Source organism: Pseudomonas sp. EL_65y_Pfl2_R96, assembly GCF_963970905.1.
Classification (GTDB): domain Bacteria; phylum Pseudomonadota; class Gammaproteobacteria; order Pseudomonadales; family Pseudomonadaceae; genus Aquipseudomonas.
This window is the reverse complement of sequence record NZ_CAXAQH010000001.1, coordinates 601,019-623,274: the sequence shown is the minus strand read 5'-3', so window position 1 is coordinate 623,274 and position 22,256 is coordinate 601,019. Positions and strand designations below refer to the sequence as shown.

The 22,256-nt window shown below is 58.6% G+C and carries 18 protein-coding genes; 16 read left to right on the top strand and 2 right to left on the bottom strand.

Annotation, left to right across the window (positions count from 1 at the left end; all coding sequences use genetic code 11):
• Positions 1–20: 20 nt before the first annotated feature.
• A complete protein-coding gene (locus AACY49_RS02930; protein WP_258697365.1) occupies positions 21–2,723 on the bottom strand; it encodes a [protein-PII] uridylyltransferase in 2,703 nt (900 codons plus the stop codon).
• 45 nt (positions 2,724–2,768) lie between these two features.
• Positions 2,769–3,551, bottom strand: a complete 783-nt coding sequence (gene map / locus AACY49_RS02925; RefSeq protein WP_030127993.1) for a type I methionyl aminopeptidase — start codon at positions 3,549–3,551, stop codon at positions 2,769–2,771.
• Positions 3,552–3,924: 373 nt separating this feature from the next.
• Between map and rpsB the strand changes: the two genes are divergently transcribed.
• The 16 genes from rpsB (at position 3,925) to dnaE (ending at position 22,161) form a co-directional block, all read left to right on the top strand.
• Positions 3,925–4,662, top strand: a complete 738-nt coding sequence (gene rpsB / locus AACY49_RS02920; protein ID WP_003219330.1) for a 30S ribosomal protein S2 — start codon at positions 3,925–3,927, stop codon at positions 4,660–4,662.
• Between the two features lie 192 nt (positions 4,663–4,854).
• A complete protein-coding gene (gene tsf / locus AACY49_RS02915; RefSeq protein ID WP_320392058.1) occupies positions 4,855–5,718 on the top strand; it encodes a translation elongation factor Ts in 864 nt (287 codons plus the stop codon).
• 210 nt (positions 5,719–5,928) lie between these two features.
• Positions 5,929–6,672, top strand: coding sequence for a UMP kinase (gene pyrH, locus AACY49_RS02910; protein WP_003172271.1), 744 nt, complete (start codon positions 5,929–5,931; stop codon positions 6,670–6,672).
• A complete protein-coding gene (gene frr / locus AACY49_RS02905; protein WP_258697363.1) occupies positions 6,669–7,226 on the top strand; it encodes a ribosome recycling factor in 558 nt (185 codons plus the stop codon). The genes pyrH and frr overlap by 4 nt, the downstream gene beginning before the upstream one ends.
• A 13-nt stretch (positions 7,227–7,239) precedes the next feature.
• The gene (uppS, locus tag AACY49_RS02900; RefSeq protein WP_339521557.1) at positions 7,240–7,995 is read left to right on the top strand and encodes a polyprenyl diphosphate synthase; all 756 of its coding nucleotides are present in this window, start codon (positions 7,240–7,242) and stop codon (positions 7,993–7,995) included.
• Positions 7,995–8,801 (top strand): phosphatidate cytidylyltransferase, encoded by an 807-nt coding sequence (locus tag AACY49_RS02895; protein ID WP_339521556.1) that lies wholly within the window; start codon positions 7,995–7,997, stop codon positions 8,799–8,801. The genes uppS and AACY49_RS02895 overlap by 1 nt, the downstream gene beginning before the upstream one ends.
• Positions 8,798–9,988: a 1-deoxy-D-xylulose-5-phosphate reductoisomerase gene (gene ispC / locus AACY49_RS02890; protein ID WP_258697361.1), complete on the top strand. Its 1,191-nt coding sequence runs from the start codon at positions 8,798–8,800 to the stop codon at positions 9,986–9,988. Before AACY49_RS02895 ends, ispC begins: the two co-directional genes overlap by 4 nt.
• 52 nt (positions 9,989–10,040) lie before the next feature.
• A complete protein-coding gene (rseP, locus tag AACY49_RS02885; RefSeq protein WP_258697360.1) occupies positions 10,041–11,393 on the top strand; it encodes a sigma E protease regulator RseP in 1,353 nt (450 codons plus the stop codon).
• A gap of 72 nt (positions 11,394–11,465) precedes the next feature.
• A complete protein-coding gene (bamA, locus tag AACY49_RS02880) occupies positions 11,466–13,856 on the top strand; it encodes an outer membrane protein assembly factor BamA (RefSeq protein WP_258697359.1) in 2,391 nt (796 codons plus the stop codon).
• A 45-nt stretch (positions 13,857–13,901) separates the two neighbouring features.
• Complete coding sequence (locus AACY49_RS02875) at positions 13,902–14,405, top strand: OmpH family outer membrane protein (RefSeq protein ID WP_007907155.1); 504 nt, start codon at positions 13,902–13,904, stop codon at positions 14,403–14,405.
• Positions 14,406–14,408: 3 nt separating this feature from the next.
• The gene (gene lpxD, locus AACY49_RS02870; RefSeq protein ID WP_258697358.1) at positions 14,409–15,464 is read left to right on the top strand and encodes a UDP-3-O-(3-hydroxymyristoyl)glucosamine N-acyltransferase; all 1,056 of its coding nucleotides are present in this window, start codon (positions 14,409–14,411) and stop codon (positions 15,462–15,464) included.
• Between the two features lie 108 nt (positions 15,465–15,572).
• Complete coding sequence (fabZ, locus tag AACY49_RS02865; protein WP_258697357.1) at positions 15,573–16,013, top strand: 3-hydroxyacyl-ACP dehydratase FabZ; 441 nt, start codon at positions 15,573–15,575, stop codon at positions 16,011–16,013.
• Positions 16,010–16,786 (top strand): acyl-ACP--UDP-N-acetylglucosamine O-acyltransferase, encoded by a 777-nt coding sequence (gene lpxA / locus AACY49_RS02860; RefSeq protein WP_205887353.1) that lies wholly within the window; start codon positions 16,010–16,012, stop codon positions 16,784–16,786. Before fabZ ends, lpxA begins: the two co-directional genes overlap by 4 nt.
• 2 nt (positions 16,787–16,788) lie before the next feature.
• Positions 16,789–17,916: a lipid-A-disaccharide synthase gene (gene lpxB, locus AACY49_RS02855; RefSeq protein ID WP_258697356.1), complete on the top strand. Its 1,128-nt coding sequence runs from the start codon at positions 16,789–16,791 to the stop codon at positions 17,914–17,916.
• Positions 17,916–18,557 carry a ribonuclease HII gene (gene rnhB, locus AACY49_RS02850; RefSeq protein ID WP_258697355.1) on the top strand — a complete coding sequence of 214 codons (642 nt, stop codon included), beginning with the start codon at positions 17,916–17,918 and terminating at the stop codon, positions 18,555–18,557. Before lpxB ends, rnhB begins: the two co-directional genes overlap by 1 nt.
• A gap of 82 nt (positions 18,558–18,639) precedes the next feature.
• A complete protein-coding gene (gene dnaE, locus AACY49_RS02845; protein ID WP_339521555.1) occupies positions 18,640–22,161 on the top strand; it encodes a DNA polymerase III subunit alpha in 3,522 nt (1,173 codons plus the stop codon).
• Positions 22,162–22,256 lie beyond the last annotated feature (95 nt).

Here is a 22,256-nt window from a genome sequence, read left to right as displayed (position 1 = left end):
CCACAGGGAAAATTGTTGGTTCAGATGTTGATGCGCGACAGTTTGATATCGGGTTCCTGGCTGACGCTCAGCTGTTCGACGATTGCATCCTGCAAGCGGCTGCACAGCAACGGGTCGGACAGCGGCTGATTGTTCGCGTCGGTGATGAAGAACACGTCTTCCACGCGTTCACCCAAGGTGGCGATCTTGGCGTTCTGCAACGACAGGTCGAACTCGAGGAAGATCGTGCCGATTCGCGCCAGCAGGCCAGGACGGTCGGGCGCACTGAGTTCCAGCACGGTCACCGGACGCTGGGCGTCGTTGTGGATCGTTACCTGTGGTGCAAAGGCAAAATGCTTGAGTTGGCGCGGTACTCGGCGCTGAATAATCGTTGGGTAGTCGTCCGGATTGCGCAGGGCTTCGGTCAGACCTTCGCGGATCTGCTTGACCCGCGCCGGGTTGTCGCCGATCGAGTCGCCATCGGTGTCGAGCACGATATAGGTGTCGAGGGTGAACTGGCTGCTGGAGGTGATGACCCGGGCGTCGTGAATGTTCAGGTTGAGCTGGTCCATCGCGGCCACGGTCACGGCGAAGAAGTCGTGTTGATCCGGTGCGTAAATGAAAATCTGTGTGCCGCCCTCGAACTCGCGCTGGGTGGTTTCCTTGATCAGCACCAGTGGACCACCGTCGGCCGGTTGCTGCAGGATTGCCTCGGTGTGCCAGGCCACATCGCCAGCGGTGTGGCGCAGGAAGTAGTCATCGCCCAATTGCGCCCAGAGCTGCTCGACGTCGTCCGGGTCGGTGCCGCCGCGTACCAGGATGTCCAGCGCCGCGCTCTGGGTCTGACGGATCTGCTCTTCGCGATCCACCGGATTTTCCAGGCCGCGACGCAAGGCGCGCTTGGTCTCGGTGTAAAGCTGGCGCAACAGACTCGCGCGCCAGGAATTCCACAGCGACGGGTTGGTCGCGTTGATGTCGGCAACGGTCAGCACATACAGATAATCAAGGCGGGTTTCATCGCCGACGATCTGCGCGAAATCGTGGATCACATGCGGGTCGGACAAGTCCTTGCGCTGGGCGGTGGTCGACATCATCAGGTGGTTCTGCACCAGCCAGACGATCAGGCGGCTGTCCCAGACCGGCAACTGGTGGCGCTGGCAAAAGGCTTCGGCATCCACTGCGCCGATTTCCGAGTGATCGCCATGCCGACCCTTGCCGATGTCGTGATACAGACCGGCCAGATAGATCAGCTCGGGTTTGGGCAGCTTGGCCATGAGCTTGCTGGCCAGCGGGAATTTTTCCGACACCTGGGTGTACTGCAATTTACGCAGATGCTTGATCAGATTCAGGGTGTGGGCGTCGACCGTATAGATGTGAAACAGGTCGTGCTGCATCTGCCCGACAATGAAGCCGAACTCCGGCAGATAACGCCCAAGGATGCCGTAACGGTTCATCCGCCGCAGGTTGCGGTGGATGCCGATCTTGCACTTGAACAGCTCGATGAACAGGCTGGTGTTGCGGATGTCATTGCGGAAGTCGTCATCGATCAAATGGCGGTTCTCGCGCAGCAGACGGATGGTGTCGGCGCGCACGCCCTTGATCTCCGGCTGCTGGGCCATCAGCACGAATATCTCAAGCATGGCGAACGGCGTGCGGCGGAAAACGTTGTCGCTACGCGCCTCGATGTAGCCGTCGTGCAGCTGGAACCGCGAGTTGATAGGCTGTGGCGGTGCTTCGTCTTCGGGGGCCAGGATCACTTCTTCGAAGTGCTGGATGATCAGGTCGCTGAGTTGGGCGATGCTCATCACCACCCGGTAGTACTGCTGCATGAAGTTTTCGATGGCGTGCTTGGCGTCATCGCCGTTGAACCCAAGCAGCCCGGCAATCGTGCGCTGGTGATCGAGCAGCAGGCGGTCTTCGGAACGGCCGGCGAGCATGTGCAGGGCGTAACGCACTTTCCACAAAAACTCCTGGGACGAGGCCAGCAGGGCGTTTTCGCTCTCTACCAGGAAACCTTCACCCGCCAGAGCCCGCAGGTTCAAGGTGCCGTACTCGCGACGGGCGACCCACAGGATCGTCTGAATATCCCGCAAGCCGCCGGGGGAGCCCTTGACGTTGGGTTCCAGGTTGTATTCGGTGTCGTTGTACTTGTGGTGGCGGGCCTTCTGCTCGGCGCGCTTGGCCAAGAAGAAGTCCTTGCTGGGCCACATGTGCGCGGTGCTGGTCACGTCCAGCATGCGCTGGCGCAGGCGCTCGGGGCCGGCAATGGTGCGGCTTTCCATCAGGTTGGTGATCACCGTCAGGTCGGCGCGGGCTTCCTCGGCGCATTCGTCTACCGAGCGCACGCTCTGGCCGACTTCCAGGCCAATGTCCCACAACAACGTCAGAAAACGCTCGATGGAATCACGAAAAATTTCGTGATCGGCGCTGTCCAGCAGGATCAACAGGTCGATGTCGGAGTAGGGGTGCAGCTCGCCACGACCGTAGCCGCCGACCGCGACCAGCGCGATGTCGGCATCGAAGTTCCAGTTGAATTGTTCCCAGGCCTTTTGCAGGATGTTATCGACGAACCAGGCACGATCCTCGATCAGCCGGCGAATGTCCCGGCCGCTGCGAAACCGCTCGTCGAGCACCTCGCGGGCTTGACGGATCGCCTTCTTGAAAGCAGCGATAGGGCTTGCCTTCAGGGCCAGTTCAGCCTGGAACTGGCCGCGGTCGAAGAGTTCGGGATCCACCTGCGGCATCGATTGACTTTCCTTTCTATAAGGCTGGGAACGGAACTGGCGGGATCAGGCCGAAACGCGCGCGATGGTGTCGTCGCTGCGCAGGGTGAAGATCTCGTAGCCGGTTTCGGTCACCAGCAGGGTGTGTTCCCACTGCGCCGACAGCTTGCGGTCCTTGGTGATGGCGGTCCAGCCGTCGCCCAGCACCTTGGTGTCGGCCTTGCCCTGGTTGATCATCGGTTCGATGGTAAAGGTCATGCCGGCTTTCAGTTCCATGCCGGTGCCGGCGCGGCCGTAGTGCAGGATCTGCGGCTCTTCGTGGAACACTTTGCCGATGCCATGGCCGCAGAACTCGCGAACCACCGAGAAGCCGTTCTTTTCCGCGTGCTTCTGGATCACTTCACCGATATCGCCCAGGCGGCAGCCGGGTTTGACCAGTTCGATGGCCTTGTACATGCATTCCTGAGTCACCTGGGACAGACGCTCGGCCCAGACCGGCACGGTGCCGACGTGGAACATGCGGCTGGTATCGCCGTGGTAACCGTCCTTGATCACGGTGACGTCGATGTTCACGGTGTCGCCATCTTTCAGTGGCTTCTCGTTCGGGATGCCGTGGCAGACCACGTGGTTGATCGAGGTGCAGATCGACTTCGGGAAGCCCTTGTAGTTGAGCGGGGCAGGAATGGCTTTCTGCTCGTTGACGATATAGTCGTGGCAGATGCGGTCCAGCTCTTCGGTGGTGACGCCCGGTTTGACATAATCGGCAATCATTTCCAGCACATCGGCGGCCAATTTGCCGGCGATACGCATTTTTGCGATGTCCTCTGGGGTTTTGAGGGTGACGGTCATACAGGCTCTCTCTGCGCTCAATGGCGCCTTCTAAAACGAAATGGGCATTGCGCAGACAAATGTCGCAGCCCTGAAAAACGCGATTCTACCAGACGATCAGCGCAAATCTGAGCCTCTGTGTATCGCTTCTCTCTATAGGATGGCGCATTCTGGGGAGATTCCAAGGCGGGGGCCAAAAGCATTCACCGGCTTTTCAGAATCCGGGTTCCGTTTTTTTCTGCCTTGTGATATAAAATGCGCCGCTTTCCGGGGATACCCTGGAAAGCTTAAATCCACACACGTGTCGACACGATGACCTGGGTGCCTTCAGCTGATGCTGCTGGTTGGTCATTGGGATACGTGGAGGCCAAACCCGACTTATTAAGGAACTATCATGTCCCAAGTCAACATGCGCGATATGCTGAAGGCCGGTGTGCACTTCGGTCACCAAACCCGTTACTGGAATCCGAAAATGGGTAAGTACATTTTCGGCGCGCGTAACAAGATTCACATCATCAACCTTGAAAAAACCCTGCCAATGTTCAACGAAGCTCTGACTTTCGTAGAGCGCCTGGCCCAGGGCAAAAACAAGATTCTGTTCGTCGGCACCAAGCGTTCCGCTGGCAAGATCGTTGCTGAAGAAGCAGCACGTTGCGGTTCGCCGTACGTCGATCACCGCTGGTTGGGCGGCATGCTGACCAACTTCAAAACCATCCGTGCTTCCATCAAGCGTCTGCGTGACCTTGAAGTTCAAGCCGAAGACGGTACTTTCGCCAAGCTGACCAAGAAAGAAGCGCTGATGCGCACTCGCGATCTTGAGAAGCTGGATCGTTCCCTGGGTGGTATCAAGGACATGGGCGGTCTGCCAGACGCTCTGTTCGTTATCGACGTTGATCACGAGCGCATCGCGATCACCGAAGCCAACAAGCTGGGCATCCCGGTTATCGGCGTAGTCGATACCAACAGCAGCCCGGAAGGCGTTGACTACATCATCCCAGGCAACGATGACGCAATCCGCGCTATCCAGTTGTACATGGGTTCGATGGCTGACGCTGTAATCCGCGGTCGCAACCACGTTGCTGGCGGCACCGAGCAGTTCGTTGAAGAAGCTCCGGTAGCAGCAGCTGAGTAATTGACGCCCTGGCGTTGACTCAGTAAGCAAAAAGGGGGCTTGGCCCCCTTTTTGCCACCTCGAAAACCATTTGTGAGCAGCGCAGCTACAGCATCTGTAACGTGCAGCGGCTAACAAGGGTGGTTCGGGAAGAATTGAACGCCCGTTCGATCGGGTGGAATGGTTGAAAACCTATCCAAGAGGAATTTGAAAATGGCAGAGATTACTGCAGCGTTGGTCAAAGAACTGCGCGAGCGTACTGGCGAAGGCATGATGGATTGCAAAAAGGCCTTGACCAAGGCTGGCGGCGACATCGAAAAAGCCATTGATGACATGCGTGCTTCGGGCGCCATCAAGGCCGCCAAAAAAGCAGGCAACGTTGCTGCTGAAGGCGCGATCGCTATCAAGGCCGACGACAAATCAGCCGTGCTGCTGGAAGTCAACTCGCAGACCGACTTCCTGGCTCTGCAAGATGACTTCAAGAACTTCGTTGCTGCCAGCGTAGACAAAGCCTTCGCTGAAAAACTGACCGACGCAGCTCCGCTGATCGCCGCTCAGGAATCGGCTCGTGAAGCCCTGGTGGCCAAGGTTGGCGAAAACGTCAACATCCGTCGCCTGGCGCGCGTAGAGGGTGACGTTGTCGGCACCTACCTGCACGGTAACAAGATCGGTGTTGCTGTTGTTCTCAAGGGTGGTGATGTTCAGCTCGCCAAAGAGATCGCCATGCACGTGGCGGCAAGCAATCCTGAGTTCCTGCTGCCATCGCAGGTTTCGCCAGAAGCCATCGAGCGTGAGAAGGGCGTCTTCCTGTCTCTGAACGAAGACAAGATGAAAGGCAAGCCAGCTGAAATCGTCGAGAAGATGATCGCCGGTCGTATCACCAAGTTCCTGGCTGAAGCCAGTCTGGTCGAGCAGGCTTTCGTCATGAACCCGGAAGTCACCGTAGGTGCTCTGGCCAAGAAAGCCGGCGCTGAAATCGTTTCCTTCACCTACTTCAAGGTTGGCGAAGGCATCGAGAAGCCAGTTGACAACTTCGCCGAAGAAGTTGCTGCACAGCTGGCTGCCGCCAAGCAATAAGACAGTTTTTTAACTGTCGCCCTGAAGAGGCTGCCCGCTTACGCGCGCAGCCTCTTTTCAGATGGGGTTGCCAATTTTATTTGGTTTCCTTTTGGAACTGGCTTACAAAGCCATGTTCCGATGGCGCTGAAGCAGCGCCAAGCTAGAGTGAACGCCAGCTGTAAACAGCTCGCAAAGAATTTTTAAAATACGCCGCAGGAGAGATTCGCAATGGCTCAGCAGGGCAGTGGTTATCAGGCTCGCTATAAACGCATTCTACTCAAGCTTAGCGGCGAGGCCCTGATGGGCTCGGAAGAGTTCGGGATCGACCCCAAAGTTCTGGATCGCATGGCGCTGGAAGTTGGCCAACTGGTCGGCATCGGTGTTCAGGTCGGTCTGGTGATCGGTGGCGGCAACCTGTTCCGTGGCGCGGCGCTCAGTGCGGCGGGCATGGATCGGGTTACTGGCGACCACATGGGCATGCTGGCCACTGTGATGAACGCCCTGGCGATGCGCGATGCGCTGGAACGTGCCAATATCTCGGCCATCGTGATGTCGGCCATTTCCATGGTCGGTGTGACCGATCACTACGATCGCCGCAAAGCCATGCGCCACCTGAACGCCAAGGAAGTCGTGATTTTCGCCGCCGGTACCGGTAATCCGTTCTTTACTACGGATTCGGCAGCCTGCCTGCGAGCGATCGAGATCGATGCCGATGTCGTGCTCAAGGCGACCAAGGTCGATGGCGTCTACACCGCTGACCCGTTCAAAGACCCGCATGCCGAGAAGTTCGATCATCTGACTTACGATGAAGTGCTGGATCGCAAGCTGGGTGTAATGGATCTGACGGCCATTTGTCTGTGCCGCGACCATAAAATGCCGCTGCGCGTATTTAACATGAACAAGCCCGGCGCCCTGCTGAACATCGTGCATGGCGGCGCTGAAGGGACCCTGATCGAGGAAGGCCAACAATGATCAACGAAATCAAGAAAGACGCTCAAGAGCGCATGCAGAAATCCCTGGAATCGCTGGCGCACAACTTCGGTCGTATCCGTACCGGCCAGGCGCACCCAAGCATTCTGGAAGGCGTGATGGTGCCGTATTACGGTTCCGACACCCCAATCAAGCAAGTGGCCAACATCACTGTTAAAGATGCTCGTACCCTGCAAGTCGTTGCCTTTGAGCGCAACATGTTGGGGGCTGTGGATAAAGCGATCGGCAGCGCTGGCCTGAACCTCAATCCGACCAACCTCGGTGAACTGCTGCTGATCAGCATGCCGGCCCTGACCGAAGAAACCCGCAAGGGCTTCACCAAGCAAGCTCGTGATGCCGCTGAAGACGCCCGTGTTGCCGTGCGCAACATCCGTCGTGATGCACTGGGTCAGTACAAGGATCTGGTCAAAGAGAAAGAGATCAGTGAAGACGAAGAGCGTCGTGCGGCTGACGATATCCAGAAGCTGACCGACAAGTTCATTGCAGACATCGAAGTGGCTGTGAAGCAGAAAGAAAAAGACCTGATGGCCGTATAAGGGTCGTTTTTTCATGGATAAGACCAAGCAGACTGCGCCGTCCGCGGTGCCGCGCCATGTCGCGATCATCATGGATGGCAATAATCGCTGGGCGAAGAAACGCTTTATGCCGGGTGTCGCCGGGCATAAAGCGGGCGTGGATGCGGTGCGCGCGGTGATTGAGGTGTGTGCCGAGGCCAAGGTCGAAGTACTCACCTTGTTCGCCTTTTCCAGCGAGAACTGGCAGCGCCCTGCCGATGAGGTCAGCGCCTTGATGGATCTGTTCTTCAAGGCTCTGCGTCGTGAGGCCAAGCGCCTCAACGACAACAACATCAGTTTGCGCATCATTGGCGATCGTTCGCGTTTTCACCCGGAGCTTCAGGCCGCCATGTGCGAAGCCGAGGCGATGACCGTCGGCGCCAACCGCTTTGTTCTGCAGATCGCCGCCAACTACGGCGGCCAGTGGGATATCGCGCAAGCCGCGCAGCGTCTTGCGCGCGAAGTTCAGGCCGGGCATCTGCGTCCGGAAGACATTACCCCCGAACTTTTGCAAACCTGCCTGGCGACCGGTGATCTGCCGTTGCCGGACTTGTGCATCCGTACCGGTGGTGAGCATCGCATCAGTAACTTCCTGCTGTGGCAACTGGCTTACGCCGAGTTGTACTTCTCCGACCTGTTCTGGCCGGACTTCAAACACGACGCCATGCGCAACGCGCTAGCCGATTTCGCTTCTCGCCAGCGTCGCTTCGGTAAAACGAGCGAGCAGGTCGAGGCTGGAGCCCGGGTTTAATGCTTAAACAACGAATCATCACGGCGCTGATCCTGCTGCCGATTGCCCTGTGCGGGTTTTTCCTGCTCGAAGGCTCCGGTTTTGCGCTGTTCATCGGGCTGGTGGTGACGCTTGGTGCGTGGGAATGGGCGCGCCTGGCAGGTTTCGCTGCCCAGTCGATCCGTGTCGCCTATGCGGCTGTGGTCGCGTTGATTCTGTTTGTCATGCACATCCTGCCGGGGCTCGCGCCTTGGGTATTGGGCGCTTCGGTGCTCTGGTGGGGCGTGGCCACGTACCTGGTGCTGACCTATCCACGGTCTAGCGAGCACTGGGCCAGTGCAGCTTGCAAACTGGTGATCGGTTTGTTGATTCTGTTGCCGGCCTGGCAAGGGCTGATCTGGATCAAGCAAGGCGCCCTGGGTAACTGGCAGATCATGGCGGTGATGGTGCTGGTCTGGGGTGCTGATATCGGCGCGTACTTCTCCGGCCGGGCCTTCGGCAAACGCAAGCTGGCGCCACAGGTCAGCCCAGGCAAGAGCTGGGAAGGCGTTTACGGCGGCTTGCTGCTGAGTCTGGTGATCACGGCAATCGTCGGTTTTGTGCGGGACTGGAGTTTCGCTCAGATGCTGATGGGGCTGTTCGGTGCCGCAATTATCGTATTCATTTCAGTGGTCGGCGACCTCACTGAAAGCATGTTCAAGCGCCAGTCGGGGATCAAGGACAGCAGTAATCTGCTGCCGGGTCACGGCGGCGTGCTGGACCGCATTGACAGCCTGACGGCGGCGATTCCGGTGTTCGCCGTGCTGCTGTGGATGGCGGCGCCGTGAGCCGCCCGCAGCAGATTACCGTGCTGGGGGCGACCGGTTCGATTGGTCTGAGCACCCTCGACGTCATCGCCCGTCATCCCGAGCGCTATCAGGTTTTTGCCTTGAGCGGTTTCACTCGCTTGAGTGATTTGCTGGCGCTGTGTGTGCGTCATGCACCGCGCTTCGCGGTCGTGCCGGAAGCTGGCGCTGCCCGAGGCTTGCAGGACGACTTGCGCGCGGCCGGTCTGTCGACCCGCGTTCTGGTGGGGGAGGAAGGGTTGTGCCAGATCGCCTCCGATCCGGAAGTCGATGCGGTGATGGCGGCCATCGTCGGTGCGGCAGGCTTGCGTCCGACTCTGGCGGCGGTCGAAGCCGGCAAGAAGATTCTTCTGGCCAATAAAGAAGCACTGGTGATGTCCGGTGCGTTGTTTATGCAGGCCGTGCGTAAAAGCGGTTCGGTGTTGCTGCCGATTGATAGCGAGCACAACGCGATTTTCCAGTGCATGCCGCAGGATTTCGCCCGTGGACTGGGTGCGGTCGGTGTACGCCGGATTTTACTGACAGCCTCTGGCGGCCCGTTCCGACAGACACCCATGGCCGAACTGGCGCATGTTTCCCCTGAGCAAGCGTGTGCCCACCCGAACTGGTCCATGGGGCGCAAGATCTCGGTGGATTCGGCCAGCATGATGAACAAGGGGCTCGAGCTGATCGAAGCCTGCTGGCTGTTCGACGCTACGCCTTCTCAGGTCGAAGTGGTGATTCACCCGCAGAGCGTGATTCATTCGCTGGTCGACTACATCGATGGTTCGGTACTGGCGCAGTTGGGCAATCCGGACATGCGCACGCCGATCGCCAATGCCTTGGCCTGGCCAGAGCGGATCGACTCGGGTGTTGCACCCCTGGACCTGTTCGCCATCGCTCGCCTGGACTTCCAGGCGCCCGATGAAGAGCGTTTCCCTTGCCTGCGCCTTGCGCGTCAGGCCGCCGAGGCTGGCAACAGTGCGCCGGCCATGCTCAATGCGGCGAATGAAGTGGCTGTGGCGGCCTTTCTCGACGGACGGGTTCGCTATCTGGAAATCGCGAGTATCATCGAGGAAGTGTTGAGCCTCGAGCCTGTGGTTGCGGTAGATGATCTCGAGGCAGTGTTTACGGCCGATGCGAAGGCACGGGTACTGGCCGGGCAATGGCTGAGTCGTCACGGGCGATAAGTGCTGCAATACGTCGCCCCATGCAGCACTGATAGGATTGCGGAGAAAGTAGATGAGCGCGCTCTATATGATTGTCGGCACCCTGGTAGCGCTGGGCGTGCTGGTCACCTTCCACGAGTTCGGCCATTTCTGGGTCGCGCGTCGCTGCGGGGTCAAAGTGCTGCGTTTCTCTGTGGGCTTCGGCATGCCGCTGCTGCGCTGGCACGACAGCAAGGGCACTGAGTTCGTGGTCGCCGCCATTCCGCTGGGTGGCTACGTGAAAATGCTCGACGAGCGCGAGGGCGAGGTCCCGGCCGATCAGCTCGATCAAGCCTTCAATCGCAAGTCCGTCCGCCAGCGCATTGCTATCGTGGCAGCCGGTCCGATCGCCAACTTTCTATTGGCGATGGTGTTTTTCTGGGCGTTGGCAATGCTCGGCAGCGAGCAGGTGCGCCCGGTTATCGGCGCGGTTGAGTCCGGCAGTATTGCCGCCAAGGCCGGTTTGAGTCCGGGTCAGGAAATTGTTGCCATCGATGGCGAGCCAACCTCCGGCTGGGGCGCAGTGAATTTGCAGCTGGTCCGTCGCCTGGGGGAAAGCGGTTCCCTTCAATTGTTGGTCCGCGAACAGGGCTCCACGGTGGATTCGCCTCGTGAGCTGGTATTGGAAAAGTGGCTCAAGGGCGCTGATGAGCCGGATCCGATTCGTTCGCTGGGTATTCGACCTTGGCGTCCGGCGTTGCCGCCGGTCCTGGCCGAGTTCGATCCGAAAGGCCCGGCGAAGGCTGCGGGCCTGAAAGCCGGCGACCGCTTGTTGGCCCTCGATGGCAAGGCGCTGGATGACTGGCAGCAGGTGGTCGACATCGTCCGCCTGCATCCGGATACCAAAATCATGCTGCGCGTCGAGCGCGATGGTGCTCAAATCGATGTCCCTGTGACACTGGCTGCTCGCGGCGAGAGCAAGGCACCCAGTGGTTATCTGGGCGCGGGGGTGAAAGCGGTCGATTGGCCACCAGAGATGATTCGCGAAGTCAGTTACGGTCCGGTGGCTGCGATTGGGGAGGGTGCCCGACGCACCTGGACCATGAGCGTACTGACCCTCGATTCGCTCAAGAAAATGTTGTTCGGCGAGCTCTCGGTAAAAAACTTGAGTGGACCGATAACCATTGCTAAAGTGGCGGGCGCTTCTGCCCAGTCGGGCTTCGCTGATTTCCTGAATTTCCTTGCTTATCTGAGTATTAGCCTGGGGGTTCTGAATTTGCTGCCCATTCCTGTGCTGGATGGGGGGCATTTGTTGTTTTATCTGATCGAGTGGGCGCGTGGTCGTCCCTTGTCGGATCGGGTGCAAGGTTGGGGGATACAGATCGGTATCAGTTTGGTGGTCGGGGTGATGTTGCTTGCTCTGGTCAATGATCTGGGTCGACTGTAACGCTTCGCTGAATTGCGAATCTGCCGCATTTTGCGGCAGTTTTTATTGCCAGTTGGAATAAGAAAGGACTTCATGAAACGTCTGCTGCTAACTGCGGTTCTCACCGTATTGATGATCGCCGAAGTTCACGCCGAGTCCTTCACTATCTCTGATATTCGCGTCAATGGCCTCCAGCGGGTCTCCGCGGGTAGTGTCTTTGGTGCCTTGCCGTTGAACGTCGGCGAACAGGCGGATGATCGTCGCCTGGTGGAATCCACTCGTGCGCTGTTCAAAACCGGGTTCTTTCAAGATATCCAGCTGGGCCGTGAAGGCAACGTCCTGGTCATCACGGTAGTCGAGCGTCCGTCGGTCGCCAGTATCGAGATCGAAGGCAACAAGGCGATCTCCACTGAAGACCTGATGAAGGGCCTCAAGCAATCCGGTCTGGCCGAAGGCGAGATCTTCCAGCGCGCCACCCTCGAAGGTGTGCGTAACGAGCTGCAGCGTCAATACGTCGCTCAGGGCCGCTACTCGGCTACCGTCGACACCGAAGTGGTGCCGCAGCCGCGTAACCGCGTTGCCCTGAAGGTCAATATCAACGAGGGCACCGTTGCGGCGATCCAGCACATCAACGTGGTGGGCAACACCGTCTTCCCTGATGAAGATCTGATCGACCTGTTCGAACTCAAGACCAGCAACTGGCTGTCGTTTTTCAAGAACGATGACAAGTACGCCCGTGAAAAACTCTCCGGTGACCTGGAGCGTCTGCGTTCCTACTATCTGGACCGCGGCTATATCAATATGGATATCGCTTCGACCCAGGTGTCCATCACCCCGGACAAGAAACACGTCTATATCACCGTCAACGTCAACGAAGGCGAGAAGTACACCGTTCGTGACGTGAAGCTCAGCGGTGACCTGAAAGTCCCTGAAGACCAGGTCAAGTCCCTGCTGCTGGTGCAGAAAGGCCAGGTGTTCTCGCGCAAGCTGATGACCACCACCTCCGAACTGATCACCCGCCGCCTGGGTAACGAGGGTTACACCTTCGCCAACGTCAACGGCGTGCCTCAGCCTCACGATGAAGACCACACGGTCGATATCACGTTCGCTGTCGATCCAGGCAAGCGTGCTTATGTGAACCGCATCAACTTCCGTGGCAACACCAAGTCAGAAGACGAAGTGCTGCGCCGTGAAATGCGTCAGATGGAAGGCGGCTGGGCTTCGACCTACCTGATCGATCAATCCAAGACGCGCCTGGAACGCCTGGGCTTCTTCAAGGAAGTCAACGTCGAAACACCAGCCGTACCCGGTGTCGATGACCAGGTTGACGTGAACTACAGCGTTGAAGAACAGGCCTCCGGTTCGATTACCGCCAGCGTCGGTTTCGCCCAGAGCGCCGGCCTGATCCTCGGTGGTTCGATCACCCAGAACAACTTCCTGGGTACCGGTAACAAGGTCAGTATCGGTTTGACCCGCAGCCAATACCAGAGCCGTTATAACTTCGGTTATGTCGACCCCTACTGGACTGCTGACGGTGTGAGCCTGGGTTACAACGCTTTCTACCGCACCACCGACTACGATGAGCTCGATGCCGACGTGGCCAGCTATGCCGTAGACAGCCTGGGTGCGGGCGTGAGCGTCGGTTACCCGATCAGCGAGACTTCGCGTCTGACCTTCGGTCTGTCTGCGCAACAGGACAAGATCAAGACTGGCCAGTATACCGTTGATGAGATTTTCGACTTCGTTAACCGCGAAGGCGACAGCTACCTGAACTTCAAGGCTTCGGCCGGTTGGTCCGAGTCCACCCTGAACAAGGGCGTACTGGCGACCCGCGGTCATTCCCAGAGTCTGACCCTGGAAACCACGACGCCTGGCAGTGACCTGTCGTTCTTCAAGCTCGATTACCGTGGCCAGTTGTTCCAGCCGTTGACCGAAAATTACACCATGCGCCTGCACACCGAGCTGGGCTATGGCGATGGTTACGGTTCGACCGATGGCTTGCCGTTCTATGAAAATTACTACGCGGGTGGTTTCAACTCGGTGCGTGGCTTCAAGGACAGTACCCTGGGGCCTCGCAGTACCCCTAGCCGCGGCGTGGCTGTGACGGGTAACACCGGCACACTTGCCGACCCGGATCAGGATCCGCTGCCGTTCGGTGGTAACGTGCTGATCCAGGGTGGTGTCGAAGTGCTTTTCCCACTGCCATTCGTCAAGGATCAGCGTTCCTTGCGTACTTCGGTATTCTGGGATGTGGGTAACGTATTCGACTCCAAGTGCGAAAAAACGACAAACGCAAATGTCGGTTCAACCTCTCAAACAGCGTGCAACGACATCAGCCTGAGCAACATGGCCAGTTCTGTCGGTGTAGGTGTGACCTGGGTTACCGCACTGGGGCCTCTGAGTTTCGCGTTGGCCATGCCGATCAAGAAACCGGATGAGGCTGAAACCCAAGTGTTCCAATTCTCCCTCGGCCAGACGTTCTAAGCGTCTGACCCAAGATAACGACAATGGATTTTGTAGGAGTGCATCGTGCGTAAGTTGACTCAATTGGTTCTCCTGGCGACCGTACTGGTCGCAGGACCGGCTTTTGCCGACATGAAAATCGCCGTTCTGAACTATCAAATGGCGCTGCTGGAATCCGACGCGGCGAAGAAATACGCCGTGGATGCCGAGAAGAAGTTCGGCCCGCAACTGACCAAGCTCAAGAGCCTGGAAAGCAGCGCCAAGGGTATCCAGGACCGTCTGATGGCCGGTGGCGACAAAATGCAGCAAGGCGAGCGTGAGCGCCTGGAGCTTGAGTTCAAGCAAAAGGCCCGTGATTTCCAGTTCCAGTCCAAGGAGCTGAACGAAGCCAAAGCCGTTGCCGACCGTGAAATGCTGAAGCAGCTCAAGCCGAAACTGGACAGCGCTGTGGAAGAAGTCATCAAGAAAGGTGCTTTTGACCTGGTCTTCGAGCGTGGCGCAGTGATTGATGTCAAACCTCAGTACGACATCACTCGCCAGGTTATCGAGCGCATGAATCAGCTGAAGTAACCCATGACAGCGACTATCAAGCTCGGCCAGCTGGCCGAGTTCCTCGGCGCCACCTTACGTGGCGACCCGAAGAAGGAAATTACTGGGCTAGCCACTTTGCAAGAGGCTGGCCCAGCTCAGTTGAGCTTTCTGGCAAACCCCCAATACCGTAAATACCTGACTGGCAGTCAGGCCGCAGCTGTATTGCTGAAGGCCGCCGACGCTGAAGGTTTTGCCGGTGATGCCCTGGTGGTGCCTGATCCGTATCTGGCCTACGCGCGCATTTCCCATTTGTTCGATCCCAAGCCCAAGGCACCTGCCGGTATTCATCCGACAGCCGTGGTGGCAGCGGATGCGGTGGTTGATCCGGCAGCGAGCATCGGTGCCTTTGCGGTGATCGAAAGCGCAGCGCGAATTGGTGCTGGTGTGACCGTTGGGGCTCATTGCTTCATTGGCGCTCGTAGCGAAATCGGCGAGGGCGGCTGGCTGGCCCCGCGCGTTACGCTGTATCACGACGTGCGCGTCGGCAAACGGGTCGTGATTCAATCCGGTGCCGTGCTCGGCGGTGAAGGCTTCGGTTTTGCCAATGAGAAAGGTGTCTGGCAGAAAATCGCCCAGATCGGCGGCGTCTCGATTGGTGACGACGTTGAAATAGGTGTAAATACCGCTATCGATCGCGGTGCGTTGGCCGATACCGTCATCGGCAATGGTGTGAAGCTCGACAACCAGATTCAGATCGCCCACAACGTCCAGGTCGGTGACCACACTGCCATGGCCGCATGTGTGGGGATTTCCGGCAGCACCAAAATCGGCAAGCATTGCATGCTCGCCGGTGGCGTAGGGCTGGTGGGGCATATCGATATTTGCGATAACGTTTTCCTGACCGGGATGACCATGGTGACCCACTCGATTACCGAGCCGGGCTCTTATTCTTCCGGTACGGCGATGCAACCGGCAGCCGAATGGCGCAAAAGCGCGGCACGTATCCGTCAGCTCGATGACATCGCGCGACGTCTGCGACAGCTGGAAAAGCGTGTAGGGGACGTGACCCCTGACGGTAATGCTTCATCAGATGGCTGATACCATTTCCATATCAAGTGTGCACAGCCACTAGACTGCCTCCTTGATTTGCTAGAGGAGTGCGCGTCAGTCGCGCGCTCCCAATCTTTACATAGGCTTCCCCCCGAAATGATGGACATCAACGAGATTCGCGAATACCTGCCTCACCGTTACCCGTTCCTGCTGGTGGATCGGGTCGTGGATCTGGATGTGGAAGACAAGCGCATTCGCGCCTACAAGAATGTCAGCATCAACGAGCCGTTCTTCAATGGTCACTTCCCTGCGCATCCAATCATGCCGGGCGTATTGATCATCGAAGCGATGGCTCAGGCTGCCGGGATCCTTGGTTTCAAAATGCTCGACGTGAAACCGGCCGACGGCACCCTTTACTATTTCGTCGGCTCCGACAAATTGCGCTTTCGTCAGCCAGTGCTGCCGGGCGACCAACTGATCCTTGAAGCCAAGTTCATCAGCTGCAAGCGTCAGATCTGGAAATTCGAATGCCAGGCTTCGGTCGATGGCAAACCCGTCTGCTCCGCTGAAATCATCTGCGCGGAACGCAAGCTATGAGTTTGATTGACCCTCGCGCAATCATCGATCCGACGGCCGTTCTGGCCGACGACGTCGAAGTCGGCCCTTGGTCGATCATCGGCGCAGGTGTGGAAATCGGCGAGGGAACAGTGATCGGGCCGCATGTGATTCTCAAGGGCCCGACCCGAATCGGTAAGCACAACCGCATCTACCAGTTTTCTTCGGTAGGCGAGGACACGCCCGATTTGAAATACAAAGGCGAAGAAACCCGTCTGGTCATCGGTGATCACAACGTCATCCGCGAAGGCGTGACGATTCACCGTGGGACCATTCAGGACCGTTCGGAAACGACCCTCGGCGATCACAACCTGATCATGGCCTATGCCCACATCGGCCATGACAGCGTCATCGGTAATCACTGCATTCTGGTCAACAACACCGCGTTGGCGGGCCATGTGCATGTCGAGGACTGGGCGATCCTGTCCGGTTTTACCCTGGTTCACCAGTATTGCCACATTGGTGCCCACAGCTTTTCCGGCATGGGCACCGCCATTGGCAAGGACGTTCCAGCCTACGTCACGGTATTCGGCAACCCGGCCGAAGCCCGCAGCATGAACTTCGAAGGCATGCGCCGTCGCGGTTTCAGCGAAGACGCGATCCACGCGCTGCGTCGTGCCTACAAGGTGGTTTACCGCCAGGGCCTGACGGTCGAGCAAGCGCTTGCCGAGCTGGCGGAACCTTCGCTGCAGTTCCCGGAAGTCGCGGTATTCCGTGATTCCATCCAGTCTTCGACCCGCGGCATCACCCGCTAATCATGGCCAATCTGCGTATTGCGCTGGTGGCGGGTGAGGCTTCCGGTGACATTCTGGGCGCGGGTCTGATGCGTGCGCTCAAGGCACAGCATCCTGCGGTCGAGTTCATGGGTGTCGGCGGTCCGCTGATGCAGGCCGAAGGCCTGACCTCCTATTTCCCGATGGAACGCCTTTCTGTCATGGGGCTGGTGGAAGTGCTGGGCCGTTTGCGCGAGCTGTTGGCACGTCGCAAGAAATTGGTTGCGGACCTGATTGCCGAGAAGCCGGACGTGTTCATCGGTATCGATGCCCCGGACTTCAATCTCAATATCGAACTCAAGCTGCATCAGGCCGGGATCAAGACGGTGCATTACGTCAGCCCGTCGGTCTGGGCCTGGCGGCAAAAACGGGTGCTGAAGATTCGCGAAGGTTGCGACCTGATGCTGACGCTGTTCCCGTTCGAAGCTAAATTTTATCAAGAGAAGGGCGTGCCGGTGCGGTTTGTCGGGCATTCCCTGGCCGATGCAATCCCGCTTGAGGCCGATCGCGCCGCTGCGCGGGCCGAACTCGGTTTGCCGGGCGGGCCGTTGGTCGCCCTGATGCCGGGCAGTCGTGGCGGTGAGGTCGGGCGCCTCGGCGCGCTGTTCCTTGATACCGCCCAGCGCCTGCGGGCCATGCGTCCAGGCGTGCGGTTCGTCATGCCGTGCGCCAGCCCGGAACGCCGGGCCCAGCTTGAAGAGCTGCTGGTCGGTCGCGACTTGCCGTTGACCTTGCTCGACGGCAAATCCCACCAGGCATTGGCGGCGTGCGATGCGGTATTGATCGCTTCAGGAACGGCGACGCTGGAAGCACTGCTGTACAAGCGGCCGATGGTGGTCGCTTATCGCTTGGCACCGCTGACGTTCTGGATTCTCAAGCGGATGGTGAAGAGTCCTTACGTCTCCTTGCCGAACCTGCTGGCCCAGCGTCTGCTGGTGCCGGAGTTGTTGCAGGACGATGCGACGGTCGAAGCCTTGGCCCAGACCCTGTCGCCACTGATCGAAGGTGGCCAGGAGCAGACCCGAGGCTTCGACGAAATCCACCGAACCCTGCGCCTGGACGCCTCCAATCAGGCAGCGGACGCGGTGCTGAACCTGATTGGCGGAGCATAATGAGCAAAGCAAGCAAGCAGCTGGGCCTGGATTTTATGCTGGTCGATGAAGTTGAAGATCTGGTGGCGGGTGTTGATGAAGTCGGTCGTGGCCCGCTGTGTGGTGCCGTGGTGACGGCGGCGGTGATCCTCGATCCGAGCCGGCCGATTCTCGGCCTCAACGATTCGAAGAAACTCACCGAAGCCCGCCGCGAAAAGCTCTACGACGAAATCTGCGAAAAAGCTCTGAGCTGGTGCATCGCTCGTGCCGAAGTTGAAGAAATCGACGAGCTGAACATTCTCCATGCCACGATGCTGGCCATGCAGCGCGCGGTCGAAGGCCTGCACATTCAGCCGAAACTGGCGATGATCGACGGCAACCGGTGCCCGAAACTCTCGATGCGTGCCGAAGCGGTGGTGCAGGGTGACGGCAAAGTGCCAGCCATCGCCGCGGCGTCGATTCTGGCCAAGGTCAGCCGTGATCGTGAAATGGCGGCGTTCGAACTGATTTACCCGGGTTACGGCATCGGTGGCCACAAAGGCTACCCGACGCCCGTTCATCTGGAAGCGCTGACGCGTCTGGGGCCGACACCGATTCATCGGCGCTCGTTCGCCCCGGTACGCTTGGCGTATGAAGCGCGGGAAAACCTGATCGAGGGTTAGTCGCAGGCTGATGTTTTACTCAAGGCCCGGTACAATCCGGGCCTTGTTGTCTTCACGTTTCTAGTTTCTAGACAGGATCACTATGCCGGCATCATTCGTTCATCTACGCCTGCACACTGAATATTCCCTGGTCGACGGTCTGGTGCGGATCAAACCGCTGGTCAAGACCCTGGTCGGCATGAACATGCCTGCCGTGGCGGTCACCGACCAGAACAACATGTGTTCCCTGGTCAAATTCTATAAGGCCGCCATGGGCGCCGGGATCAAGCCGATCTGCGGCGCCGACCTGTGGCTGTCGAACAAGGATCCGGACAACCCCTTGAGCCGGATCAGCCTGCTGGCGATGAACGCCACGGGTTATCGCAACCTCACCGAACTGATCTCCCGCGGCTTCATCGACGGCCAGCGCAATGGCTCGATCATCATCGAGCGCGAGTGGGTGGCCGAAGCCAGCGAAGGCTTGATCATGCTGTCGGCGGCGAAAGAGGGCGAAATCGGTCTGGCCATGCTCGGTGGCAACCCGGACGAAGCCGAAACCCTGGCTCGCGAATGGATGTCGGTGTTCCCGGATCGTTTCTATCTGGAAGTCCAGCGCACCAACCGCCCCAATGATGAAGAACAACTGCACGGCGCCGTGGCCCTGGCCGAGAAAATCGGCGCGCCACTGGTAGCGACCAACGACGTGCGCTTCATCAAGCAGGAAGACTTCGAAGCCCACGAAACCCGCGTTTGCATCGGTGAGGGCCGCGCCCTCGACGATCCGCGACGTTCGAAAAATTACAGCGATCAGCAATACCTCAAAAGCGCAGAGGAAATGGCCGAGCTGTTCAGCGACCTGCCCGAGGCGCTGGAGAACACGGTCGAGATCGCCAAGCGCTGCAACATCGAAGTGAAACTGGGCAAGCACTTCCTGCCCAACTTCCCGATTCCCGATGGCATGACCATCGATGAGTATTTCCGCAAGGTTTCGTTCGACGGTCTGGAAGAGCGCCTCACCGTTCTACTGCCCAAAGACACCACCGAAGACTACGAAGCCAAGCGTCAGGTCTATGTCGACCGATTGAATTTCGAGCTGGATATCATCATCCAGATGGGCTTCCCCGGTTACTTCCTGATCGTGATGGACTTTATCCAGTGGGCCAAGAACAACGGCGTGCCGGTCGGTCCTGGCCGTGGGTCGGGTGCCGGGTCGCTGGTGGCCTACGTGCAGAAGATCACCGACCTCGACCCGCTGGAATATGACCTGCTGTTCGAACGATTCCTTAACCCGGAACGGGTTTCCATGCCCGACTTCGACGTCGACTTCTGTATGGACGGTCGCGACCGCGTGATCGATTACGTGGCCGAGAAGTACGGCCGTAACGCGGTAAGCCAGATCATCACCTTCGGTTCCATGGCGGCCAAGGCTGTGGTCCGTGACGTGGCGCGAGTGCAGGGCAAGTCCTACGGCCTGGCGGATCGTCTGTCGAAGATGATTCCGTTCGAAGTCGGCATGACCCTGGAAAAAGCCTACGAGCAGGAAGAAATCCTGCGCGACTTCATCAAGGTCGATGAAGAAGCCGCGGAAATCTGGGAAATGGCGCGCAAGCTCGAAGGCGTTGTGCGTAACGTCGGTAAACACGCCGGTGGTGTGGTAATCGCGCCGACCAAGCTGACCGACTTCTCGCCGATCTATTGCGACGAAGCGGGCGACGGTCTGGTGACCCAGTTCGACAAGGACGACGTCGAGGCTGCCGGTCTGGTGAAGTTCGACTTCCTGGGGCTTCGGACCCTGACGATCATTGACTGGGCGCTGAAAACCATCAACCGCGAGCGCGCCAAGGTCAACGAACCGCCGCTGGATATCGCCTTTATTCCGCTGGACGACAAACCGACTTACACGTTGCTGCAAAAAGCCGAAACCACCGCGGTGTTCCAGCTCGAGTCGCGCGGCATGAAAGAGCTGATCAAAAAGCTCAAGCCCGACTGCCTGGAAGACTTGATCGCACTGGTGGCCCTGTTCCGTCCGGGCCCGTTGCAATCGGGCATGGTGGACGACTTCATCAACCGTAAGCACGGTCGCGCGGAGCTCGCGTACCCGCACTCGGACTACCAGTACGAAGGCCTCAAGCCCGTCCTGGCGCCGACGTACGGCATCATCCTGTATCAGGAACAGGTGATGCAGATTGCCCAGGTCATGGCCGGTTACACCCTCGGCGGCGCGGACATGCTGCGTCGAGCCATGGGTAAGAAAAAACCCGAAGAAATGGCCAAACAGCGCGGCGGTTTCATTGAAGGTTGCGCCACCAACAATATCGACGCTGACCTGGCCGGTAACATTTTCGACCTGGTGGAAAAATTCGCCGGTTACGGCTTCAACAAATCCCACTCCGCCGCCTACGGCCTGGTGTCGTACCAGACCGCGTGGCTGAAAGCCCACTACCCGGCGCCGTTCATGGCCGCGGTGCTCTCGGCGGATATGCACAACACCGACAAGGTCGTGACCTTGATCGAAGAAGTGCGGACCATGAAGCTGCGCCTCGACGCGCCGGACGTGAACACCTCGGAGTTCAAGTTCACGGTGAACGACGAAGGCCGCATCATTTACGGTCTGGGCGCTATCAAGGGGGTGGGCGAGGGGCCGGTCGAAGCGATTACCGAGGCGCGGCAGGACGGGCCGTTCAAGGACCTGTTCGATTTCTGCGCGCGGGTCGACCTCAAACGCATCAATAAACGAACCCTCGACGGCTTGATCCGCAGTGGTGCCCTGGACCGCCTTGGCCCGTATTTTCACGATGAGCAGAAAGCCTATCAGGCCAACATCGATCGTAACCGCGCGGTCTTGTTGACGGCCATGGAAGAAGCGATCAAGGCAGCCGAACAAACCGCTCGCACTCACGACAGTGGTCATGCCGATCTGTTTGGCGGTCTGTTCGTTGAAGAAGACGCCGATGTCTACGCCAATCACCGCAAGGCCAAGGAACTGACCCTCAAGGAACGTCTGAAAGGCGAGAAAGACACCTTGGGCCTGTACCTCACCGGCCACCCGATCGACGAATACGAAGGCGAGATTCGTCGCTTCGCCCGTCAACGCATCATCGACCTGAAGCCGGCTCGCGATACCCAGACGGTCGCGGGCATGATCATCGCCCTGCGAGTGATGAAGAACAAAAAGGGCGACAAGATGGGCTTTATCACCCTCGACGACCGCTCCGGGCGGATTGAAGCTTCGTTGTTTGCCGACGCCTTCCATTCCGCGCAGTCGCTGTTGCAGACCGATGCGATGGTGGTAGTGGAAGGTGAAGTCAGCAACGACGACTTCTCTGGCGGCCTGCGGCTGCGGGTCAAGCGGGTGATGAGCATGGAAGATGCGCGCACCAACCTGGCCGAAAGCCTGCGCCTGAAATTGCACACCAAGGATTTGAAAGGCGATCAGCTACGCTGGCTGGGGGAGCTGTTCAAGCGTCACCGCGGCGCGTGTCCGATCACCATGGAGTACACCAGTCCCGATGCGAAGGCCTTGTTGCAGTTCGGCGAGACCTGGCGGATCGACCCGGCGGATGCCTTGATTCAAGCCCTGCGTGACCAGTTTGGGCGAGACAACGTCTTCCTCCAATACCGTTGACGGTCAGGTGCCATTCTTTACCATTGGAACGCGCCTGATCCCGACCCGAATTTTTAATCTCGACCTGAACGCGCCTGTCCCTTAAGGTAGGGCGC